The sequence below is a fragment of the Sphingomonas sp. BK069 genome (assembly GCF_014193405.1).
In the GTDB taxonomy this organism is placed as follows: domain Bacteria; phylum Pseudomonadota; class Alphaproteobacteria; order Sphingomonadales; family Sphingomonadaceae; genus Sphingomonas.
Window position 1 is genome coordinate 184478 of sequence record NZ_JACHZH010000004.1, and the last position, 21447, is coordinate 205924.

Annotated in this window: 19 protein-coding genes; 11 read left to right on the top strand and 8 right to left on the bottom strand. The window is 71.0% G+C overall.

Annotated features, from left to right (window positions below; translation table 11 throughout):
* Window positions 1-6: 6 nt before the first annotated feature.
* The 6 genes from FHY02_RS14425 to FHY02_RS14450 all read right to left on the bottom strand — a co-directional run bounded on the left by FHY02_RS14425 (window position 7) and on the right by FHY02_RS14450 (window position 7926).
* Window positions 7-351 carry a hypothetical protein gene (locus FHY02_RS14425; RefSeq protein WP_183923350.1) on the bottom strand — a complete coding sequence of 115 codons (345 nt, stop codon included), beginning with the start codon at window positions 349-351 and terminating at the stop codon, window positions 7-9.
* A 430-nt stretch (window positions 352-781) separates the two neighbouring features.
* Window positions 782-3274 (bottom strand): DNA topoisomerase (ATP-hydrolyzing) subunit B, encoded by a 2493-nt coding sequence (gene gyrB / locus FHY02_RS14430; RefSeq protein WP_183923351.1) that lies wholly within the window; start codon window positions 3272-3274, stop codon window positions 782-784.
* 52 nt (window positions 3275-3326) lie between these two features.
* Window positions 3327-4205, bottom strand: coding sequence for an alpha/beta hydrolase (locus FHY02_RS14435; RefSeq protein WP_183923352.1), 879 nt, complete (start codon window positions 4203-4205; stop codon window positions 3327-3329).
* A 3-nt stretch (window positions 4206-4208) separates the two neighbouring features.
* Window positions 4209-5411, bottom strand: a complete 1203-nt coding sequence (locus FHY02_RS14440; RefSeq protein ID WP_183923353.1) for an MFS transporter — start codon at window positions 5409-5411, stop codon at window positions 4209-4211.
* Between the two features lie 549 nt (window positions 5412-5960).
* Window positions 5961-7421, bottom strand: coding sequence for a PAS domain-containing protein (locus FHY02_RS14445; protein WP_260172906.1), 1461 nt, complete (start codon window positions 7419-7421; stop codon window positions 5961-5963).
* Between the two features lie 184 nt (window positions 7422-7605).
* Complete coding sequence (locus tag FHY02_RS14450) at window positions 7606-7926, bottom strand: multidrug efflux SMR transporter (protein WP_183923354.1); 321 nt, start codon at window positions 7924-7926, stop codon at window positions 7606-7608.
* 246 nt (window positions 7927-8172) lie between these two features.
* Here FHY02_RS14450 and FHY02_RS14455 point away from each other — a divergent pair, with 246 nt between their 5' ends.
* Window positions 8173-8430 (top strand): hypothetical protein, encoded by a 258-nt coding sequence (locus FHY02_RS14455; RefSeq protein WP_183923355.1) that lies wholly within the window; start codon window positions 8173-8175, stop codon window positions 8428-8430.
* Between the two features lie 97 nt (window positions 8431-8527).
* Window positions 8528-9442, top strand: a complete 915-nt coding sequence (locus FHY02_RS14460) for a crotonase/enoyl-CoA hydratase family protein (protein ID WP_183923356.1) — start codon at window positions 8528-8530, stop codon at window positions 9440-9442.
* Here the strand turns inward: FHY02_RS14460 and FHY02_RS14465 are convergent.
* A complete protein-coding gene (locus tag FHY02_RS14465) occupies window positions 9439-11397 on the bottom strand; it encodes a bifunctional diguanylate cyclase/phosphodiesterase (protein WP_183923358.1) in 1959 nt (652 codons plus the stop codon). The genes FHY02_RS14460 and FHY02_RS14465 overlap by 4 nt on opposite strands.
* A gap of 418 nt (window positions 11398-11815) precedes the next feature.
* On the opposite strand from FHY02_RS14465, the gene FHY02_RS14470 reads away from it, so the two are divergent.
* The 9 genes from FHY02_RS14470 (at window position 11816) to FHY02_RS14510 (ending at window position 20544) form a co-directional block, all read left to right on the top strand.
* Window positions 11816-12736, top strand: coding sequence for a hypothetical protein (locus FHY02_RS14470; RefSeq protein ID WP_183923360.1), 921 nt, complete (start codon window positions 11816-11818; stop codon window positions 12734-12736).
* A gap of 27 nt (window positions 12737-12763) precedes the next feature.
* On the top strand, window positions 12764-13561 hold the full coding sequence (locus tag FHY02_RS14475; protein ID WP_183923362.1) for a metallophosphoesterase family protein: 798 nt from the start codon (window positions 12764-12766) through the stop codon (window positions 13559-13561).
* A complete protein-coding gene (locus FHY02_RS14480; RefSeq protein WP_183923364.1) occupies window positions 13555-14226 on the top strand; it encodes a hypothetical protein in 672 nt (223 codons plus the stop codon). The genes FHY02_RS14475 and FHY02_RS14480 overlap by 7 nt, the downstream gene beginning before the upstream one ends.
* 318 nt (window positions 14227-14544) lie before the next feature.
* Window positions 14545-15411, top strand: a complete 867-nt coding sequence (locus tag FHY02_RS14485) for an SDR family oxidoreductase (RefSeq protein WP_183923366.1) — start codon at window positions 14545-14547, stop codon at window positions 15409-15411.
* A gap of 134 nt (window positions 15412-15545) precedes the next feature.
* The gene (locus tag FHY02_RS14490; protein WP_183923368.1) at window positions 15546-15998 is read left to right on the top strand and encodes a MarR family winged helix-turn-helix transcriptional regulator; all 453 of its coding nucleotides are present in this window, start codon (window positions 15546-15548) and stop codon (window positions 15996-15998) included.
* A 4-nt stretch (window positions 15999-16002) separates the two neighbouring features.
* Window positions 16003-18006 (top strand): FUSC family protein, encoded by a 2004-nt coding sequence (locus FHY02_RS14495; protein WP_183923370.1) that lies wholly within the window; start codon window positions 16003-16005, stop codon window positions 18004-18006.
* A complete protein-coding gene (locus FHY02_RS14500) occupies window positions 18003-18227 on the top strand; it encodes a DUF1656 domain-containing protein (protein ID WP_183923372.1) in 225 nt (74 codons plus the stop codon). The genes FHY02_RS14495 and FHY02_RS14500 overlap by 4 nt, the downstream gene beginning before the upstream one ends.
* 5 nt (window positions 18228-18232) lie before the next feature.
* Window positions 18233-19126, top strand: coding sequence for an HlyD family secretion protein (locus FHY02_RS14505; RefSeq protein WP_183923373.1), 894 nt, complete (start codon window positions 18233-18235; stop codon window positions 19124-19126).
* A complete protein-coding gene (locus tag FHY02_RS14510) occupies window positions 19123-20544 on the top strand; it encodes an efflux transporter outer membrane subunit (RefSeq protein WP_183923375.1) in 1422 nt (473 codons plus the stop codon). Before FHY02_RS14505 ends, FHY02_RS14510 begins: the two co-directional genes overlap by 4 nt.
* Window positions 20545-20716: 172 nt before the next feature.
* On the opposite strand, the gene FHY02_RS14515 is transcribed toward FHY02_RS14510, so the two are convergent.
* Window positions 20717-21400 carry an AcvB/VirJ family lysyl-phosphatidylglycerol hydrolase gene (locus FHY02_RS14515; RefSeq protein WP_311731841.1) on the bottom strand — a complete coding sequence of 228 codons (684 nt, stop codon included), beginning with the start codon at window positions 21398-21400 and terminating at the stop codon, window positions 20717-20719.
* Between the last annotated feature and the right edge of the window lie 47 nt (window positions 21401-21447).

The following is a 21447-nucleotide window of genomic DNA, read 5'->3' on the forward strand; positions in this document are numbered from 1 at the left end:
ACCGCGTCAGAGCGCGGGTGGCGCGGCGACGATGCCGCAGCCAGCGGCGGCACGGGCGACCTCGAGCGGCACCTTGGGGTCCTTCACCTGACCCGCGACGCGGACGAAGTCGCCCACAGTGAGGCGGCCGGGCGTGGTGTCGCCCTCGCGCGCGGCGCGCGCGGCGCGGCCGAGCTGCTGCAGCTGGCCGAGCGACAGGTTCTTCTCGAGGTGCTCGCCGACACAGGTCGACTGGTCGGGCGCGAACCCGTAACCTTGGAGCGACGAGGCGATGCGCGCCGACGGATCGACGCACGCCGATGTCGCGCCGAGAAGCGCCAAGCACAGCCCGGCGGAAATCAATGGTCTCATGGTGCACCTCCCCTGTTAAAGGAAGAACCACGTTAACCTAGATTGTTTCCTGGTAGTTATGCACTGGCGCCGGGGTCATTTTTACTTGTCACGGGATCAGCAGCGCAGAAACGGCGGCTGCGCTTTGCCCGCCGCGGGAGCCGGATAATCTCTGTCGTTTGAAGCAATAGCGTATGATCGACCTGGTGTGAACCAGAGGAGTGCTCCCGCGCACGCAGGACCCAGAACGACGAGAGTCATGGCAGCGGCTCTGGGCTCCGGCGTTCGCCGGAGCACGGTTCCACGGGGTGGATCAGACCACAGCGGACTACTGCACGGCAGGAGCCAAGGTGGCGAGCATGAGCGACGCGGCCTCGTGCGCCGGCTTGCGCCGGAGCACGACCCCGCACTCTGCGTCCTGCTGACGCACCGCGGCGCGGCGCCGCGCCCCTCAGACGTCGAGGTTGGCGACGCTCAGCGCATTCTCCTGGATGAACTCGCGGCGCGGCTCGACCACGTCGCCCATCAGCCGGGTGAAGATCTCGTCCGCCACGTCGGCCTGATCGATCGCGACCTTGAGCATCGAGCGGTTCGACGGATCGAGCGTGGTCTCCCACAATTGCTCCGCGTTCATCTCGCCGAGCCCCTTGTAGCGCTGGATCGCCAACCCCTTCCGCCCCGCCGCCAGGATCGCGTCGAGCAGCTGCGACGGACGCGCCACGAGCGATTCGCCGCGCCCGACCGTCACCGTCTCCTCGCCCTCCTCGTCGGTCGCGACCGCGTCCGCCGGGGTCTCGACCGCCGCGCCCTTGACCGGCACCAGCTTGGAGGCGTGCGCGAAGTTCTCGGCCTGCTCGGCGGCGAGCGTGTGGAGCTTGCGCGCCTCGGCCGAGGCGAGGAACGCCGGCTCGACGATATGGTGGTCGGTCACGCCGCGCCACAGCCGCTCGAAGTGGATGCCGCCCTCGTCGGTCAGCCGCGCGCTCCAGGTGGCCTCGCTGTCGCCCTGGTCGAGCCGGCGGGTCACCTCGGCCACGGCGTCGGCGCGCGCCTCGCGCGTCAGCTCGGGGGCGAGCGCGCCGCCGAGCGCGAGCGTCTCGATGATCACGGGATCGTAGCGACGCGGCACGTAGCGCATCAGCGTGCGCATCCGGCGCGCATGCTCCACCAGCGGACGCAGGTGCGCGCCGGTCAGCGCCTCCGCGCCGCGGTCGAGCGCCATCGCGCCGAGCCCCGCGTCGACGAGATACTCGTCCAGTGCGGCATCGTCCTTGAGGTAGACCTCCGACCGTCCACGCGTCGCTTTGTAGAGCGGCGGTTGCGCGATGTAGAGATGCCCCTGCTCAATGATCTCGGGCATCTGGCGGTAGAAGAAGGTCAGCAGCAAGGTTCGGATGTGCGCGCCGTCGACGTCCGCGTCCGTCATGATGACGATCTTATGATAGCGCAGCTTGGCGAGGTTGAAGTCGTCGCGCCCGATGCCGGTGCCCATCGCCTGGATCAGCGTGCCGATCTCCTTCGAGCCCAGCATCCGGTCGAAGCGCGCCCGCTCCACGTTGAGGATCTTGCCGCGCAGCGGGAGAATGGCCTGGAAGTGGCGGTCGCGTCCCTGCTTGGCCGAGCCGCCGGCGGAATCACCCTCGACGAGGAACAGCTCGGACTTGGCGGGATCGCGCTCCTGGCAGTCGGCCAGCTTGCCGGGGAGCGAGGCGATGTCCATCACGCCCTTGCGCCGGGTCAGCTCGCGCGCGCGCTTGGCGGCCTCGCGCGCCGCGGCGGCGTCGATGATCTTGCCGACGATCGAGCGGGCGTGCTGCGGATTCTCCTCGAGCCACTCGGCCATCTTGTCGGCCATCAGGCTCTCGAGCGGCTGGCGCACCTCGGACGAGACCAGCTTGTCCTTGGTCTGCGAGCTGAACTTGGGGTCTGGCAGCTTCACCGAGACGATCGCGGTGAGCCCCTCGCGCATGTCGTCGCCGGTGAGGCTGACCTTCTCCTTCTTCAGCAGCCCCGACTTTTCGGCGTAGCTGTTGAGCGTGCGGGTCAGCGCGGCGCGGAAGGCGGCGATATGCGTGCCGCCGTCGCGCTGCGGGATGTTGTTGGTGAACGCCAGGACGTTCTCGTAATAAGAGTCGTTCCACTCCAGCGCGACCTCGATGCCGATCTGGTCGCGCATGCCCGCCACCGAGATCGGGTCGGGGAACAAAGGCTGCTTGTTGCGATCGAGCCACTTCACGAAGGCGGCGATGCCACCTTCGTAGAACAGCTCGACCTGCCTGGGCTCCTCGTGCCGCGCGTCGGTGAGGAACAGCCGCACGCCCGAGTTGAGGAAGGCGAGCTCGCGATAGCGATGCTCGAGCTTGTCGAAGTCGAACTCGGTGATCTTGAACGTGTCGGGCGAGGGAAGGAAGGTGACGCGCGTTCCCTTCATCCCCTCGGCCGTGCCGACCACCTTGAGCGGCGCGACTGCGTCGCCGTGGGCGAAGCGCATGTAATGCTCCTCGCCGTCGCGCCAGATCGTCAGGTCGAGCCACTCGCTGAGCGCGTTGACCACCGACACGCCGACGCCGTGGAGCCCGCCCGACACCTTGTAGGCGTTGTCGTCGCTGGTGTTCTCGAACTTACCGCCGGCGTGAAGCTGGGTCATGATGACCTCGGCGGCGGAGACGCCCTCCTCGGGGTGGATGCCGGTCGGGATGCCGCGACCGTTGTCGGTGACCGAGACCGAGCCGTCGGCGTTGAGCGTGATGTCGATGCGGTCGCAATGGCCGGCGAGCGCCTCGTCGATCGCGTTGTCGCTCACCTCGAACACCATGTGGTGGAGGCCCGAGCCGTCGTCGGTGTCACCGATGTACATGCCGGGACGCTTGCGCACCGCGTCCAGACCCTTCAGCACTTTGATTGAGGAGGCGCCGTACTCGCTGGAATTCTGCTGTTCTGCCATAGCGGGCATATAGGCACGGCGCCCCCCTAACGGAAGCGAAATGGCGCCCTTCTCAGCCGAGGAACTGGTCGATCCGCGCCAGCACGCGCTCGCGGATCGGGTCGGCCTCGCGCAGCAGCTCGTGGCCGCGGCCGGGCAGCAGCTCGAGTTGGCCGAGCGGCAGGATGCGCGCGGCGCGTGCCACCGCGCGCGGCGACACGATCGGGTCGCGCCGCGACACCAGCAGCAGCGCGCGCGTGTCCACCGCGGCGAGTGCGGCGGGGCGCAGCTTCGCGATCGAGGCACAGGCGGCGCGAGTCCAGCCCCAGCTCGGTGCGCCCGAGGCGATCTGGGGATGGTTCGTCTTCCACCAGACCTTGTCGGCCTGGCGTTCGGGGCAGGAGGTCATCCGCCCGCCGACGTTGCCCGCGTCGCCCTCCCACACGCGCCGCTCGCCGCGGCCGGTGCGCGCCGCCGCGGCGGCGAGCGCCGCGATCGCCGGCGTGCCGAGCGGGCCGGCGCGCAGTCCCAGCATCGGCGACGACAGCACAGCGGCGTCGAAGCGCGCGCGCTTCTCGGCGAGCAGGCGGAGCAGCAGGTGCGCGCCCATCGAATGCGCCACCGCAACCTGCGCCGGCCGCGCCGCGACGAACTCGGCCAGATCGTCGAGCAGCGGATCGAGGCTGTCGAGATGGTTGACTAGCGGGTCACGCCCGACCCGCCCCGAACCGCCCTGGCCGCGCCAGTCGAAGCCGGTGACGCTCCACCCGCGCCCGCGCCAATGCGCCATCGCCTCCAGATATTTCTCGGCGAAATCGCCGCGTCCGCCGAGGAACAGCAGCCGCCCGCGCGACGCCGGCGCCGGCCAGTCATAGGCGCGCAAGGCCCAACCGTCGCGCGCGCGCCAGCTCGTGAAGGCGAGCCCGGGCGGGTGGCGGCGCCGATCGAGCATCGCTCAGCCGTCTGCGCGCGGGCGCAGCGAGAGAAACAGCAGCGCCGCCGCCACCATCGCCCCGACGCCGAGCGCGAGCGCGAGATCATAGGCGCCGGTCGCGTCGCGCAGTCGCCCGAAGCCGACCACGCCGGCCGCGGTGCCGAGCAGGGCGATCACCAGCAACGAGCCATACGTCTCACCGTACGCACCGACCCCGAACAGCCGCGCCGCGAAAAAGGGCAGCAGGTCGTTCTCCGCGCCGTTCATCAGCCCGGCGAGGAAGACGATCAGCCATAAGGCGGCGAGACCGGGCGCGCGCAGCTCGAGCAGCGCGAACCCGGCCGCCGACAGCAGCGCCACCGCGGCGGCGACGCGGTGCGGCGCGAGCCGGTCGACCAGCGCGCCGATCGCGACGCGCGCGACCAGCTGCGCGCTGCCGAAGGCGGTGACGAGCAGCGCCGCCTCGATCTCGCCCAGCCCGCGCTCGAGCCCGAGCGGCACGAGCTGGGTCACCAGCCCGACCGTCGCGAAATTGACGCAGAAGGCGGTCAGCCCCAGCCGCCAGAAGCGCCCCTCCCGCCGCGCCGCGCGCGCGCTGGGGCCGCCTGCCGTGTCCAGCGGCGCGACCGGTCCGACGCGGCGCAGCGCGAGCAGGGTCAGTGGCAGCGCCACCGCCACGACATAGAAAGCGAGAACGACGAAGCCGCCGCGCCAGCCCTCTCGCGTGATCGCCGCCCCGACGAGCGGCGGCATCAGCAGGGTGGTCACCGACAGGCCGGAGGTGGCGACGCCGAGCGCCAGCCCCCGATGCGCGACGAAGCGGGTCGCGATCAGCCGCCCGTACGCGACCGCGCTGGTACCGGGCACGCCGAGCGCGAGACACAGCACCATCACCTGATAATGCCACAGCTCGCCCGCCAGCCGCGTGAAGGAAAGATAGGTGGCGCCGAGCAGCAGCAGCGAGAAGGCGATGACCGGAACCGGCCCGGCGCGGTCGGTGGCGCGGCCGAAGAACGGGATGGCCACACAGCCGAGCAGCCCCACCCCCGCGGCGGTGGCGATCTCGCCGCGCGTCCAGCCGAACTCGGCGATCAGTCCGGGGATGAACAGGCTGGAGATGTTCTGGAACAGCCCAGGTCCCGCACCCATGCCGACCAGCCCGCCCAGCACGAGCGGCCATCCCGCGCGCCACTCGGCGCCGGCGCGGTGATTCGGTATACTCATCCGCGCCAAGCCCTAGGATGGTTGACCGGCCGCCTACCAGCGCGCGCGCAGTAAATTTCGGTTCGTCTTGGGTCGGAATGGCGCGGGTGGGCCTCTTCAGCCGGCGCTGCCATGAGCCGACGCTTCTCCGGCGATGGAAGTCACCCGCAAAGACGCTCTGCCGCTCCCGATACCGCTAGCACTTAGGCAACGCTGAGGTCGTCGAAGCTTCGCCTCAAAGCATTCTTGCCACGCGGTGAGGGTGTCTGTTGAGGCGCCGCCTCGACAAGCTCAGGGCTTCTCAGCGCGAACAGACAAGCGGGCGCGGTCGCTGCTCGTCACCAAGCGCCGCCTGGAAGAGTGGCTGGCGGTCGAGGCGGTATCGACACGCGGCTGACCCGATCCCGCGCGACGCGGCACACGCACCGTCGCACGCACCACTTACCCCGCCGTCTCGCATGCTCGCGCCTGTGTCATCGCCCATTACCCAGGTGTCCGCGACGGCACGCCGCTTCGCGGAGGAGTCCTCAGAAGGGCGGGGCAGAAGGGCTCCTTTCGTCGCTGCCCGTCCTAGTCGAGCGATAGCGGCAGCACCGCGGTGAACACCACGCCCTCGGGTCGATAATCGATATCGGCGCTGCCCCCCGCGTCGCTCGCGAGCACGCGGCGGATCAGCTGCGTGCCGAAGCCGCTGCGCTCGGGCGCGACCACCGGGGGGCCCGCGCGCTCGATCCAGCTGAGCCGCAGCAGCGCCGGAGTGGCGCGATCGATCAGCTCCCACGTCACCTCCACCACGCCCGCGGCGTTGGAGAGCGCGCCATATTTGGTCGCGTTGGTGGCGAGCTCGTGCAGCGCCAGCGCGAAGGCCACGACAAGGTGCGGCGGCAGGTTCAGCGCGGGGCCGTTCAGCACGAAGCGCTGGCCATCCTCGATCCCGAACGGCGCCAGCGTACGCTCGAGCAGGTCGCGCACCGAGGCACTGGCGAAAGCCTCGCTGACGAGCAACTCGTTGGCGGCGGCCATCGCCTGGATACGCGCCGCGATCGTCTCGCCCGCGTCCTCGAGCGAGCTGGCGCGGCGGATCGTCTGCGCCACTACCGCCTGGAGCGAGGTGAGCGTGTTCTTCACACGGTGACTGAGCTCGCGCGCCAGCAACGCGCGATGGCCCTGGTCGCGCCGACGCTCGGTGATGTCCTGCGTGGTGCCGACCAGCGCGATCGGTGTGCCGTCGGCGCGGTGGTTGGCCTGGCCGCGCACCTGCACCCAGCGCTCCTCCCCCGAGGGCAGGATGAGGCGGTATTCCGCGTCGAGCATCGTGCCCTCGGTGATCGCGCGCTCGATCGCGCCGGCCTGCATCGCGCGGTCGTCCGGGTGGATCGTCGCCTGCAACTCCTCCAAGCTGAGCGAGTCGTGAGGGCGGCGGCCGCAGATCGCCTTGCAGCTGTCCGAGGCGATCAGGTGGCGCGTCTCAAGATTGAGACTCCACGTGCCGAGCCGCCCCGCCTCCAGCGCCAGCCGCAGCCGCTGCTCGCTCGCCTGTAGCTCGGCGGTGCGGCGCGCCACCTCCGCCTCCAGCTCGTCGCGGTCGCGCTTCAGTCGGGCAAGCCGCTCGCGCTCCTCGGTGACATCATATTGCGAGGCGAAGTAGAAGGTCAGCACGCCGTCGTCGCTGAACACCGGCGAGACCAGGAGGCGGTTCCAGAAGGTGGTGCCATCCTTACGATAGTTGAGCAGCTCGAGCTCGATCGGCTTGCGCAGGTCGATCGCGGCGCGCAGCCGGGCCACCTCGCCGCGGTCGGTCGCCGGGCCCTGAAGGAAGCGACAGTTCTTGCCGATGATCTCGGCGCGGTCATAACCGGTCAGCCGCGCGAACGAGGCGTTGGCGAAGACGATAGGGTTGTCCGGCTGGCGCGGGTTGGTGATGAGCATCGGCATGCGCGTGGTGCGCACGGCCGAGGAGAACGGGTCGGGCCCGTTCCCCGCGCGCACCAGCTCACGGATGATCCGCGCCTCTTCCTTGAAGTCGGGCAAAGTCTCGATGTCCCCCAGCGGCGATCGAGTCGAAGCCGCAAAATCCCTAATATGGGTTAGGAACTCGCGGGGGAAGCCTCCGTTGCGTACGGCCGTCCCGCGGGCGTGATCGCGCGGCGACGTTCAACGGCAGCAGTTGGCGCCGCGACCTGCCTGGATCCCGCCGCAGCGCGAAGATTGATACTCAGGCCGTCGCGAAGAACTTGGTGCCGACGACGCCGATGATGATCAGCACGATGAAGCCGACCTGCGCCAGGTTGAGCGTCTCGCCGAACAGCACTACGCCGAGCAGCGTCACGCCGACCGCGCCCAACCCCGTCCACACCGCATAAGCGGTGCCCGCGGGCAGGCCGCGCATCGCCAGCGCGAGCAGCCCCATGTTGACGAAGCTCAGCGCGATGGGGATCGTCGAGACGAGTACCCCAGGGCGCATCGCCGCCCATTTCAGGCTCAACGCCCAGATGATCTCTGTGACCACGGCAACGCCGAGGATGAGCCACGCCATGAGGAGGTTCCTTCTCGCGGGCTCGGAGACGTGTCCGCGGCCGGAAACCCGGAAGAGGCCGCGAAGGCGCGCGCGATAGGCGCCCGCGCCGGTGCTGTCCAGAGCGGCTCGTCCGCGACCCGGCCGCGTTCCTCGTGCGTCGGAGCCCGGCTGGACGACCGTCGACGTTAGTGACTCTGGGCTCCGGCGTGCGCAGGAGCTCGAGATCTAGAAGTCGTGATTCGGAGTGAGGGGCATCATCCCGCCATGGCGAAGAGGAAACGTTACCTGACCGCGACGCTGGCGGACGGTTACGTCAAGACGATCGGGCCGACCGCGGCGCCGTTGACGCATTACTGGCGCATCGTCGCACAGCTGCACAACGGCCGAACCGAGGTGTTCTGGGGTCACGAATCATCGCATCGCGCGGCGCTCGCCAAACGCCTGCCGGCGGAGGAGGCGGCGAAGCAGCGCGGATGGCGATCGTTCGACTTCGAAGTGGTCGCGTTGCAGGAATACGACTGACGGACCATCGCGGGACACGTAACAACGCCAGCATCCGCGAGCGCTCCGGGATATTCTTCTCACGCAGCAAAGCGCTGCACGAGAAGAGGAAAACATCATGACTGTCGAATATCCTCCGGTTGTCCCCGGGCCGCACCACCGCCTCCAGCACGCCGACTCGCTTGCCTCGGGCGCGCGGCCGCTGTTCCAGCTCGACCAACTCGACGTGAGCTTCGATCCCGCGCTGGGCACCTTGTGGACCTATATGCACCCGCGCACGCGGCCCAGCTTCAACCCGGACCTGCTGCGCGACTTCGTCACCTGGCAGGACGATATCGAGCTCGCCTGCGCCAGCGGCGCCATGCCGATCCGCTACCTCGTGCTCGGCTCGCGCTTCCCCGGCGTCTTCTCGCTGGGCGGGGATCTCGATTTGTTCGCGCAGCATATCCGCGCGGGCGATCGCGAGTCGCTGGTACGGTACGGGCGCGCCTGCGTGCAGATCCTCCACCGCAACATGACCGGGCTCGACCGACCCATCGTCACGATCGGGCTGGTCGAGGGCGACGCGTTGGGCGGCGGCTTCGAGGCGCTGCTGTCATTCAACGTCGTCATCGCCGAACGCGGCGCGAGCTTCGGCCTGCCCGAGACGTTGTTCGGGCTGTTCCCTGGCATGGGCGCGCATTGCTTCCTGTCGCGTCGGCTCGGCGCGGCGCGCGCCGAACAGATGATCCTGAGCGGGCGGACCTATCGCGCGGAGGAGCTGTACGAGATGGGCCTGGTTCACGCGCTCGCCGAGCCGGGCGCGGGCCGCGACATGGTGGAAGACTATATCCGCCAGAATCGCCGCCGCCACAGCGCGCATTGCGCCATCTACGAGGCGTCGCGCGCGGTGAACCCGCTGCCGCTCGCCGAGCTGGAGGCGGTGGTGGACCTATGGGCCGACGCCGCGCTGCGGTTGAGCGAGTCGGATCTCAAGCTGATGCGTCGGCTGACCGGCGCGCAGACCCGACTGCTCGAGCGCGCCGCGGCCTAGCCGTTCCCCGCGCGCAGCCGCGTGCCGGCGAACATGGCGGCGACCATGTCTGCCGGCATCGGCCGCGCGAGCAGATAGCCCTGTACCGCGTCGCAGCGCGTGCGGCGCAGCTGGTCGAGCTGCGCCGCCGTTTCCACCCCCTCGGCCACGGTCCGCATCCCCAGCTTGGCGGCGAGATCGACCACGGTCTGCACGATCGCGATCGACGCCGGGCTGTGATCGAGGTCGGTGACGAAGGAGCGATCGATCTTGAGCGTCTGGAACGGGAAGCGCGTGAGATAGCTCAGCGCGGAATAGCCCGTCCCGAAATCGTCGAGCGTGGTGTTCACCGCGAGCCGATTCAGCGCCTTGAGCGCGGCGAGCGAGGCGTCGACGTCCTCAAGAAGCACAGATTCGGTCACCTCCAGGTGCAGCCGCTGCGGCGCCAGTCCCGTCGAGTCGAGCGCGCTGATCACCACCGCGGGCAGGTTGCTCGCGCGCAGCTGCACCGGCGATAGATTGACCGCGACCGAGATATGCGCCGGCCAGTCGCGCGCGGTGCGGCAGGCCTGGTGGAGCACCCAGTTGCCGATCGCGACGATCTGCCCGTTGTCCTCCGCGATGGGGATGAACTCGGCCGGCGACACCGCGCCGTGGCGTCGGTTGGTCCAGCGCAGCAGCGCCTCGCACGAAGTGATCCGCTCGCCAGCCAGGTCGTAGATGGGCTGGTAGACCAGGTGGAACTCGCCGCGTTGCAGCGCGCCGTGCAGTTCGGCGGCGAGCTGGCGGCGGCGCTCGATCTTCTCGTCCATCGCGGGTTCGTAGAGCGACATCTGGCCGCGTCCGCTCTCCTTGGCACGATACAGCGCGAGGTCGGCGTTCTTGAGCAACGTGTCGGCGTCCGTGCCGTCGCGCGGCGCCACCGCGACCCCGACCGAGACGCTGGAGCGCAGCCGGTGGCCATCGCATTGCGCCGGTTCTCCCACCACCTCGAGCAGCCGCCGCCCGATCGCGACCGCCTGCTCGGGGTTGTCGAGCGCGCAGACGATCGCGAACTCGTCGCCGCCCAGCCGCGCGACCGTGCCGCAGTCGGTGAAGGTGCGCCGCAGCCGCTCCGCCACCGCGACTAGCAGCGCGTTGCCGGCGAGATGCCCGAAGGTGTCGTTCACTTCCTTGAAGCGGTCGAGGTCGAGCCACAACAGGGCGAGCGACCCGCCGTCCGCCGCCACGGCGGCGAGCCGCGCCTCGAACTGCTCGCGGAAAGCGGTGCGATTGGCCAGCCCGGTGAGGTCGTCGCGCCGCGCCATATTGGCGTTGTGCTCGGCCAAGGCGGCTTTCTCGTGCGAGACGACGACCGCGCGCAGAATCGCTTCATAGGTCTGCAGCGTGATCTCCATCATCGCCACGACGAACAGCAGGATGACCGCCGCGAGCACCGCCTTGAGCGGGTCGAACGCGATCAGCAGTCCCACGACCAGCGGCAGGGAGGCACCGCACAGCTGGCTCAGCGCGATCGACGGCCTCCCCGCATTGCGCCCGGCGATCCCGGCGGCGTAGCCGATCGCGGTGGTCACCGCGAGCAGCTGGAGCACGCCGTCCTCCGTGCGTGTGAGCGTCAGCAGCCCGAACAGCCCGAGCAGCCCGGCGTAGCTCAGCGCGCCGAGCCGGTAGCCGCGCTCCTGCCGCCGCGCCGACGCCCCTGCCCCCACCGTGGCCTCCGCCCCCTGGCGGTGCAGCCGCACCGCGTCGACGATGCGAATCACGCCCACCACGCCGATCATCACGGCGCAGCCGGCGAGCCAGCGGTCGCGGCTGACCGCGGCCACCACAGTGGCGATCACGCTGCTGGTCAGCGCGCCGATCACCAGCGACTGCGGCGAGGCATAGAGCGACTCGACCAACGTGGCCCGCACCGCCGCGGTGATCCGCTCGTCCTTGTGTCGCAGCTGCCGCAGCCGGTGGATCAAACGCGCCATAACTTCCTCATGCGCGGCAACTATCTACCTTCTCTAAAGACCCACCTTAACCAGCGTTGGTATCCTGCGGTAACCAGCGCTCCATCCCGCAGGCGCATCGCTGCCGCAGCGACGCGCAGGTCACTGTCTCAAAACGAACCATAAACATCGAGCGAGCGACCGCCGTCGAGACATGCGTCTTGACGAGCGAGCGACCGCGCCGGCGCCACGCAGCTTGCAGCCTGCTACAGAGCGAGCGCCACGCACGGCGTCACGTTCGGATCCGTGCTCGTCTCACTCGCCCGGCCGTTCACTTTTTGACACGCGATCAACGCTGTTTCCCTCCCGGCCTAATCGCGTAAGGCGCTGATTAACCATTCGGTGCCGCCACTTCCTGCGCGGTGACGGGCACCGTGACGCCGGCCTCAGGGAGAGCCCGATGATCCATGACAGAGCGGCCCTCGCCGCGCTCGCTTTCTCCACACTCGCCCTGCCCGCGGCGGCGCAGGTCCTCGAACCGCCCGAGCGGGCCGTGCGCTACGACGCCACCAGCGCGATCTCGCCGTCGAGCGCGAACGCGACCGTCTCCGCTGCCACCGTGCCGCAGGCGATGGAGCGGCTCGACCGCGACGACGCCACCGTCGACGTGTCGCTGGGCGGCATCTACGGCGAGGGCGATTTCGGTACCGGCTCGACGACGACGATCTGGAGCTCAGCGCTCGGCGCGCGGTTTCGCCTGAACGACCTAACGCTCTCGGCCTCGCTGCCGTGGATGCGGATCCGCAGCCGTTCTACCGTCTTCACCGGGATCGACGCCACGCCGGTGCTCGTCGCGCCCAATACATCCGCGGTGAAGCGCACGGCCGAGGGCATCGGCGATCTCACGCTCGGCGCCGCCTACACGATCGCGCCGGCGGGCAGTCCGGTGGAGATCGAGCTGTCGGGGCGCGCCAAGATCAACACCGCATCGCAGCGCAGCGGCCTGTCCAGCGGGGAGAACGACTATGCCGTCGGCGCCGACGCGTCGCTGCCGATCGGCGCGGTGACGCCGTTCGTCTCGGTGACCTATCGCTTCCTCGGCGACACCGCGCAGTACGAACTGCGCGACGGCCCGGCGGCTTCGGCGGGCGCCTCGTTCGCGCTCGGGCGCGACGCCTATCTGCTGACCTCCTACCATTATGCGCGCGCGGCGACTCGCCTGGTCGAGGACGCGCACGAGCTGTTCGCCGGCGCTTCGACACGGCTCGCGGGAACACCGCTGCGGCTGACGGGGTTCACCACCGCAGGGCTATCGCGCGGTGCGGCCAGCTTCTCGGCGGGTCTGGCCGTGTCGGTGGGATTGTCACGAGCGCGCGAGTGAGCGCGCCAGCACAGGGGTAGCGAGCGAGTGACGGGCGGCGATCACGCGAACGAGCCGGGACGGATCTACGCGATCGGCGACGTGCACGGTCGCTTCGATCTATTCCGCGCGCTGATGCGTACGATCGAGCGCGACCATGCCGCACGTGCGCCGACCGTGACTCGGATCGTCCTGCTCGGCGACATCGTCGATCGCGGTCCCGACAGCGCGCGGCTGGTGCGCGGCTGCATGCGGCTGAGCCAGCTCAATTCGCGGTTCACCGTTCTGAGAGGCAATCACGAGGAGATGATGGTGCACGCGCTCCGCGGTGACCTCTGGGCCTATCGCGCGTGGCTGGACTTCGGCGGTCGCGAGACGCTGCTGAGCTGGGGTGCCTCGCCCGCGCTCACCGACGACATGCCAGGGATCCGCGAGCTCCGCGCGGCGGCGCAACTGGTCGGCCGCGACGTGATCGACTGGCTGACGCAGCTGCCTTTGACGCTGCGCCACGAGGATCATCTGTTCGTCCACGCGGGCGTCCGGCCCGGCGTCGCGCTGGAACGTCAAGTGCCGCGCGACCTGCTGTGGATCGGCGAGGACTTCCTCGATTACGACGAGGATCACGGCGCTACCGTCGTGCACGGGCACACCATCGTGGAGGACGGCCCGGAGGTGCGTGGCAACCGCGTCGGGCTCGACACCGGCGCGTATCGCACCGGTCGCCTCACCGCCATGGGTCTGGAACGCGGCGAACGCTGGTTCCTGCAGGCGACGGGTGCGGCCGCGCCGGTGGCGGTGGAGCGCGGAGAGGCAGCCGAGCATCGGCAGACGGTGGCTGCATGGTGACCCGCCCGCCCGCTGCCTTCGACGACGAACTGCTCGACGCCGCGCTGCTGTCGGTGCTGGGGGAGCCCACCGCCGCGACCGACGACGCAAACGGCCGTACCGCGTCGTCGCCGCGCGGCGTCGCCCGCTCGCTCGCGCGATCGCGCCGGGCCTCGGCGACGCTCGGTCTCGCCGCGGTGGGCGCGATCGCCGGCCTCGCCTTCCTGACTCTCGCCCGCGACGACGCTCCCGATCCTTCGCGCGTCCGAGCGACGGTGCCGAGCCAGCGCGCGGATGCCACGAGCGTCGGAAGCGCGCCGGTCAGCATCGCGTCTGTGCCCGTCGCATCGACCGCCGTCCCGGCGACACCCGCCACCCGTCCTCGCTCGATCACGCGACCCACGCCGCTGCCCGCCGTGGCCGTCCGGGTCCCACGCCCCCTCGATCGGCCTGCCGACGTGGAGGTAACCCGCCGACCTGCCGTGGTACTGACGGACCGTATGATCGGCGCGGTGGAGCCGGCGGCGATCGCGATCTCGGCGCCGGCCGCGCCTCAGCCCGAACCCATGGCGAGCATGATAGTCGATCCCGCTCCTCAGACGGAAGCGACCGCCCCCAGCGCCACGACGCAGCGTGCCCGGCGCGACTCCGTGGTGGCGATCCGCGGCTTCCGCCGGCAGTGGTGAGCGCTCGTCGCGATCGACCCGTCTAGCGCCGTGGCGTGAGGTATGAGCGCAGCGGCCCTGCCTAGAACCTGACCCATCCAAGTCGAAGCGCGCCCGCACGCGCCGAAGCCAGCGCCGTGACGGTCGGCGTCGGCGACTCTGGGCTGCGGCGTTCGCCGGAGCACGCGGACGATGCAGACGAGGTGGGTCAGGCGTAGCACCGCCAAAACGGGAATCGTCTCGCCAGCGGAACACCATATCTAAATTGCGTGCCTATTCGCTCCCTCACGGAACGGACATCTTCGCCTTCGTCAACACGACACACGAAGGAGACCCCTCATGACCATTCTCGTCATCGGTGCCACTGGCCGCGTCGGCCAGCACGTCGTCGATCAGCTGCTCGCCCGCGACTCCGACGTCCGCGTTCTCACACGCGATCCCGCCAAGGCGAGCTTCCCCGCCGCGGTCGAGGTGGTGAGAGGCGACCTGCTCGACATCGACTCTCTGCGCGCCGCGCTCGGCGGCATCAGCACCCTGTTCCTGCTCAACGCCGTCACAGGGGATGAATTCACCCAGGCGATCATCACGCTCAACCTCGCGCGCGAGGCCGGGATCGATCGCATCGTTTATCTCTCTGTGTTCGGCGCCGACGAGGCGGTCAACGTCCCGCACTTCGCGGTCAAGTCGGGCGCCGAGCGGATGCTGGCAGCGACGGACGCGGGCGCGACGATCCTGCGCCCGACCTACTTCATCGACAACGAGGCGATGGTGAAGGACGTCATCCTGCAGCACGGCGTCTACCCCATGCCGATCGGCGGCAAGGGCGTGGCGATGGTCGACGCGCGTGACATCGCCGAGGTCGCCGCGATCGAGCTGATCCGCCGCGAGCGCGCGCCCGCGAAGCTGCCGCCCGAGACCATCAACCTGGTCGGCCCGCAGACGCTGACGGGCGCCGATGTCGCGGCGATCTGGTCCGACGTGCTCGGCCGCCCCGTCGTATACGGCGGCGACGATCCGAGCGGCTTCGAGCAGAACATGGCGTCCTTCATGCCGCGCTGGACTGCCTATGAGATGCGGCTGATGGCGGAGCGCTACGTCAGCGACGGCATGATCCCGCACGAGGGCGATCGCGAGCGGCTGACCCAGCTGCTCGGCCGCCCGCTGCACGACTATCGTGAGACCGCCATGCGTTTGGCCGCGGCCTGACCTCATCTGTCCGGCAGAGGCGCGCCCCGCGTCACCGGCAAGAGCTGGAGGCGCGGGGAGAGCTCGAGCAGAGGTTTACCGCAACGCCGACGCGACCTCTTGCGTTAAAATAGATAGATAGCTAACTAACAGGTATGCCCGTTAGGTCGTCTCCGCCCGAGCGTCAGCTCACCACGTTGCTCGTCCCGCTGGCGCGCGCCTACCGCCGCCATCTCGACCGTGAACTGGCCGCTCTCTCGCTTTCGCACTCCTCCGCGCTGGCGGTGATGCTCCTCGGGCGGATGGAGGATGGAGTACGCCAGGGTGCACTGGCCGAGCAGCTCGGGGTCGAGCCGCCCACGGTCGTCCCGATGCTCGACCAGATCGAGCGTGCGGGGCTCGCCGAGCGTCGCGCCGATCCCGCCGACAAGCGCGCCAAGACGCTCCATCTCTCCGACGCGGGCCGCGCGCTGGCCGCGGCGGCGGAGGCGCGCTCGGCCGAGATCCGCACGGCGCTGTTCGCCGGGATCGATCCCGCCGAGATCGCCGTGGCCAGCAAGGTGCTCGAGCGGCTCGCCCACGCGCTGGCCGCGGCGGACGCGACCTGATCCGATGCGCGTGGGTCTGCGCGAGGTCGTGTTCTCGGCCAATTGTTTCGCGGCGGCGATGCTGGCGCTGTACGTCTCGTTCGCGCTGGGGCTCGAGCGCCCGTTCTGGGCGATGGCGACCGTCTATATCACCAGCCAGCCGCTGAGCGGCGCGGTCCGCTCCAAGGCAGTGTTCCGCCTGATCGGCACCCTCGTCGGCGCGAGCGCGGCGGTGGTGATGGTGCCGCTGCTGGTGGGCGCCCCGCTGCTGCTCTCGCTCGCGCTCGCCGGCTGGGTGGCGGCGTGCCAGTTCGTCTCGCTGCTCGATCGCACGCCGCGCTCCTACCTCTTCATGCTCGCTGGCTATACCGCGGCGCTGGTCGGCTTCCCGACCGTCGGCCATCCCGAGGCGATCTTCGACGTCGCGGTGCTGCGCGCGCAGGAGATCGGCATCGGCGTGACCTGCGCCGCGCTCGTCCACGCCGCGATCTGGCCGCGCAGCGTCACCGCGCTGCTCGGCGCGCGCGTGCGGACCTTGCTGACCGAGGCCGAGCGCTGGATCGCCGACGCACTCGCCCCGGCCCCGACGGAGCGCGCCGATCAGGAGCGCCGTCGTCTCGCCGCGGACGTCACCGAGCTGCACGTCATGGCGACGCATGTCCCGTTCGACACCGCCGCCGCGCGCCCCACCCGCGCGCTGCTGAGCGCGCTGCAGGACCGGTTCGTGCTGCTGCTGCCGCTCGTCTCCGCGGTCGAGGACCGTCTCCGCGCGATCGCCGTCGAGGGTGAGGTGCCGGCCGAGGTGGCCGCGCTGGTCGACGATATCCGCGGCTGGGCGAGCGACGCGGACGCGCACGAGCCGGCTAGCCTGGTGGCGCGCGCCGACGCGCTCGCCGCGGCGCTGACACCCACGGACTGGCGCGAGCTGCTGATCGCCAATCTGCTCGACCGGCTGCGCGAGCTGGTGGAGGCGCTCGACACCGCGCGACTCGTCGCGGCGCAGGCGATCGCTCCCGACGCCGCGCCGCCGGAGCGGGTGCTCGCGCTGCTGAGCGAGCGGCGACAGCGGCCGCTCCACCGCGACCTGCCGCTCGCGCTGCTCTCCGCCGTCGCAACCTTCGCCGCGATCCTCGCCTGCTGCGGCTTCTGGATCATGACCGCCTGGCCTGAGGGAGCGGTCGCGGCGATGATCGCGGCGGTGGTATGCTGCTTCTTCGCCACGATGGACGATCCGGTGCCGGCGCAGCGCGGCTTCCTGATCTGGACGGTCGCGTCACTGCCCTTGGTCGCGCTCTACCTGTTCGCGCTGCTGCCGCTGGTACACAGCTTCGAGACGCTCGCGCTGCTGCTCGCGCCCGCGCTGCTGGTGCCCGGCGTGCTGATGGCACTGCCGCGCTGGTACGGGCGGATGATGCCCTTGCTGATCGGGCTCGCGGGCGGGCTGGCGCTGACCAACAGCTTCACCGCCGACGCGGCCGGCTTCTTCAACGGCAGCGTCGCGCAGCTCGCCGGCGTCGCCGCGGCGATGGTGGCGACACGGCTGTGCCGGAGCCTCGGCGCGGGCGCTGCGCTGCGCCGGCTGCGCCGCGCCGGCTGGCGCGAGCTCGTCGAGCTGGCCGCGCGCCCGGGCCGCGCCCCGCTGCCGGCGTGGCGGAGCCGCATGCTCGACCGCGTCGGGCTGCTCGGCGCGCGGGTCGGCGACCTCGAGCAGGGCGACCGCGACGCCGGCATGGCCGCACTGCGCGAACTCCGCGTCGGCGTGAACCTGGCGCAGCTCGCTCCCGCCAACGACACCGCCGATGACACCCTCGCGGCGCTGCGCGCCGACGTCGCGGCGCATTACCGCGCCCGCGCCCGCGGCGAGGTGGCCGCACCTGACGCGGCGCTGCTCGCGCGGCTTGACGCGGCGATCTCAACGGCGCTGGCGGAGGCGCCCGCCCCGCGCGACCGGCTCGCCGCGCTGACCGGGCTGCGCCGCAACTTCTTCCCCGCCGCCCGCGGGCTCGACCACGCGAGGGCGGCGGCATGACTGGCGAGATCGACCTGGCGGGCGTGTACGTCCACCCGCTGCTGCTCGCCGCGGTGCTGGCCTTCGTCGCGGCGGAAACGATCGGCTGGGCGCTGGCGCGGCTCGGCCTCTACCGCTTCGTCTGGCATCGCGGGCTATTCGACGTTGCGCTCACCGTCATCCTGTGGGCCGGCTGCGCCGCCCTCCTCGGCGACACCGCGCCCGCCGCTCTCTTCGGCTAGGAATCATGAGAAAGATCGTCATTCTCCGCGTCGCCGTGACGCTGGTCGTGGTCGCCGTCGCCTGTCTCGCGGCGCAGCGGCTGTGGATCCATTATGAGGAGGAGCCGTGGACGCGCGACGGCCGCGTGCGCGCCGACGTGGTCCAGGTCGCCCCCGATGTCTCGGGTCTCGTCACCCAGGTGTTCGTGCGCGACAACCAGCCGGTCGCGGCGGGGACGCCGCTGTTCGAGGTCGACCGGCCGCGCTACCGGCTCGCGGTGGCGCAGGCGCGCGCGGCGATTGCGGCGCAGCAGGTCCAACTCGCCCAGGCGCGGCGCGAGGCGCGGCGCGACCGCGAGCTCGGCGATCTGGTCGCGGGCGAGGTGCGCGAGCAGAGCCTCGCCAAGGTCGCACAGCTCGAGGCGACGCTGGCGCAGGCGCGCGTCGCACTCGACACCGCCGAGCTCAACCTCGCGCGGACCTTGGTGCGCGCCGGCGTCGCGGGCACGGTGACCAACCTCGACCTCCGCCCCGGCGACTATGCCAGCGCGGGCCACCCCGCCTTCGCGATCATCGACCGCGCCTCGCTCCACGTGATCGGCTATTTCGAGGAGACCAAGCTGCCGCGCATCCACGTCGGCGACGCGGTGCGGGTGCGGCTGATGGGCGACGACGGCGCGCTCGCCGGCCACGTCCAGAGCATCGCCGGCGGAATCGAGGACCGCGACCGCAGCGCCGGCGCCAATCTGCTGGCCAACGTCAACCCGACCTTCAGCTGGGTGCGGCTGGCGCAGCGCATTCCGGTGCGGGTCACGATCGACCGAGCGCCCGCCGGCACGTCGCTCGTGGTCGGGCGCACGGCTACGGTCGAGGTGGTGCCTCCCGCTCCTGCCCCGTCCGCGCGGGAGCATCGCGCGTGAGCCCGCGGCGCCTCGCCCCCACGCTGCTCGCCGGACTGCTCGCCGGCTGCGCCGCCGCCGGCCCGAACTATCACCGCCCCGCCAGCGCCGTGATCGAGCGGCCGAGCGCGACCGGCGCGTTCGTCTCGGGCGCCGCTGCCGCCTACGCGCCGGCGCCGCTGCCCGACCATTGGTGGCGGCTGTACCAGGACCCGCTGCTCGACCGGCTCGTCACCGCGGCGATCGCGCACAACACCGACCTGCGCGTCGCCGACGCCAATATCGCGCGCGCGCGCGCCGCCCTCGACCTCGCCGAGAACGACCGCACGCCGCAGACGCAGGTCGAGGTCGTCCCGGGCTACGCGCAGCGCTCGGCGGAGGAGGAGCTGTTGCCCGGCGCGGCACTCCCCTCCGCCCCGGTCTATTCGGGCCGGGTCGGCGTCTCCTACCAGCTCGACCTCGCCGGGCAGGTGCGCCGCGCGGTCGAGGCCTCGACCGCCGATGTCGCGGCGATGCGGGCCGCCTATGACGCGGTGAGGGTCACGGTCGTGGCGGACACGACTCGCGCCTATGTCGACGCCTGCGCCGCCGGGCGCGAGATCGGCGTGGCGCAGCGCGCGCTGGCACTACAGCAGCGCACCACCGCGCTGACGCAGCGGCTGGTGCGCGCCGGGCGCGGCATCTCGCTCGACGCGACGCGGTCGCGCGCGCAGGAGGAGCAGGTCCGCGCGACGCTGCCGACGCTGCTCGCGGCCCGGCAGGTGGCGCTGTTCCGGCTGGCGACGCTCACCGGCCGGCCTCCCGCCGAGTTCGACCGCGACGTCGCCGCCTGCGCGCTCGAGCCCCGGCTCGACCGCGCGATCCCGATCGGCGACGGCGCCGCGCTGCTGCGCCGCCGCCCTGACGTGCGCCGCGCCGAGTTGCTGCTCCACGCCGCGACCGCGCGGATCGGCGTGGCGGAAGCGGCGCTCTACCCGCGCGTGACACTCGGCGCCTCCGCCGGTTCGGTCGGGCTGCTGCGCAACGCCTTCACGAGCGACACGTATAAGTTCTCGCTCGGTCCGCTGATCAGCTGGGAGTTCCCCAACCGCCGCCGCGTGCGCGCGCGGATCGCTGGCGCGCAGGCCGAGACCGACGCCGCGGTGGCCAGCTTCGACGGCGTCGTGCTCGGCGCGTTGCGCGAGACCGAGACCGCGCTGACCGTCTACGCGCGCGATCTCGACCGCCGCGCCGCGCTGGCGCAGGCGCGCGGGCAGGCGGCGCGGGCGGCGAGCGACTCGGAGCGGCTGTTCACCGCGGGGCGGACCGGCTTCCTGCCGGTGCTCGACGCGCAGCGCACGCTGATCGGCACCGAGCAGACGCTCGCCGCGGCGGACAGCCGGCTCGCGGCGGACCAGGTCCAGCTGTTCCTCGCGCTGGGCGGCGGCTGGGAGGTGTAGCCCTCGCAAATCCTCCCCGCTGGCGGGGAGGTGGCAGCGCGTCTGCGCTGACGGAGGGGGCTTTCCGCGAGCGAGCCGGTCCGTTTGCCCCCCCCCTCCACCACGCGGCTGCGCCGGGCGGTCCCCCTCCCCGTACCGGGGAGGATTGCGCAGCCTCGCGCGTGCGCCACCGTCAAGGCCGCTCCGCCCGTCCTACCGCCGCCAGCACGTGGCGCAGCAGCCCCTGGGCGTCGTGATTGATGTTGTGCCCGCCCGGCATTGCCACCTTGCGCAGATTTGGCAGGTCGAGCAGCGGGCACAGGCTGTCGTCCTCCTCGGCGCCGTAGATGCAGGTCAGCGGCGTCCAGGTCAGCGTGCGCGCGGTCGTCACCGCGACGCTGTCGGGCGTGCCGTGATAGGCCCAGCCAGTCGGGTCGGCGCGGTAGAAGACGGCGTCGCCGGGTAGCACGAGGATGATCCCCGCCACACGCGCGCGCAGCTCGGCCGGCAGGTGCGCCATCCCGGTCTGGACGATGTCCGCGCCATAGGACTGGCCCATCACCACCAGCCGCCGCGCGCCCGTGCGCGCCAATGCCGTGCGCACCGCGTCGGCGATGAAGGCGTCCACCTCGGCGCGGGTGCGGCGTCGGCGGAAGTAGACCGGCGACGAGATGCCGACCACGCCGATATGATGCTCGGTCAGCCCGCGCGAGGTCGAGGCGCCGAGCAGGAAGCGCAGCCCCATGTCACCCGAGAGGTTGACCACCGCGACGTCGCGCACCGGCGGCACCGCGGGGTAGACGTGCACCGCCTCGCGGTCGAAATAGCCCGCCGCCGCCACCGCCGCGCAGACGAACGCCGAGCTGACCAGGCTCACCCGCACGCCGCGCCAGAAGGCCGAGCGCGGCGGCCGCGCCGAGCGCG

Excerpts from the sequence above, each read along its gene's own strand:
- FHY02_RS14425 (WP_183923350.1), bottom strand. The coding sequence starts at position 351 with ATGAGACCATTGATTTCCGCCGGGCTGTGCTTGGCGCTTCTCGGCGCG.
- gyrB (WP_183923351.1), bottom strand. The coding sequence starts at position 3,274 with ATGGCAGAACAGCAGAATTCCAGCGAGTACGGCGCCTCCTCAATCAAA.
- FHY02_RS14435 (WP_183923352.1), bottom strand. The coding sequence starts at position 4,205 with ATGCTCGATCGGCGCCGCCACCCGCCCGGGCTCGCCTTCACGAGCTGG.
- FHY02_RS14440 (WP_183923353.1), bottom strand. The coding sequence starts at position 5,411 with ATGAGTATACCGAATCACCGCGCCGGCGCCGAGTGGCGCGCGGGATGG.
- FHY02_RS14450 (WP_183923354.1), bottom strand. The coding sequence starts at position 7,926 with ATGGCGTGGCTCATCCTCGGCGTTGCCGTGGTCACAGAGATCATCTGG.
- FHY02_RS14455 (WP_183923355.1), top strand. The coding sequence starts at position 8,173 with ATGGCGAAGAGGAAACGTTACCTGACCGCGACGCTGGCGGACGGTTAC.
- FHY02_RS14460 (WP_183923356.1), top strand. The coding sequence starts at position 8,528 with ATGACTGTCGAATATCCTCCGGTTGTCCCCGGGCCGCACCACCGCCTC.
- FHY02_RS14465 (WP_183923358.1), bottom strand. The coding sequence starts at position 11,397 with ATGGCGCGTTTGATCCACCGGCTGCGGCAGCTGCGACACAAGGACGAG.
- FHY02_RS14470 (WP_183923360.1), top strand. The coding sequence starts at position 11,816 with ATGATCCATGACAGAGCGGCCCTCGCCGCGCTCGCTTTCTCCACACTC.
- FHY02_RS14480 (WP_183923364.1), top strand. The coding sequence starts at position 13,555 with ATGGTGACCCGCCCGCCCGCTGCCTTCGACGACGAACTGCTCGACGCC.
- FHY02_RS14485 (WP_183923366.1), top strand. The coding sequence starts at position 14,545 with ATGACCATTCTCGTCATCGGTGCCACTGGCCGCGTCGGCCAGCACGTC.
- FHY02_RS14490 (WP_183923368.1), top strand. The coding sequence starts at position 15,546 with ATGCCCGTTAGGTCGTCTCCGCCCGAGCGTCAGCTCACCACGTTGCTC.
- FHY02_RS14495 (WP_183923370.1), top strand. The coding sequence starts at position 16,003 with ATGCGCGTGGGTCTGCGCGAGGTCGTGTTCTCGGCCAATTGTTTCGCG.
- FHY02_RS14500 (WP_183923372.1), top strand. The coding sequence starts at position 18,003 with ATGACTGGCGAGATCGACCTGGCGGGCGTGTACGTCCACCCGCTGCTG.
- FHY02_RS14505 (WP_183923373.1), top strand. The coding sequence starts at position 18,233 with ATGAGAAAGATCGTCATTCTCCGCGTCGCCGTGACGCTGGTCGTGGTC.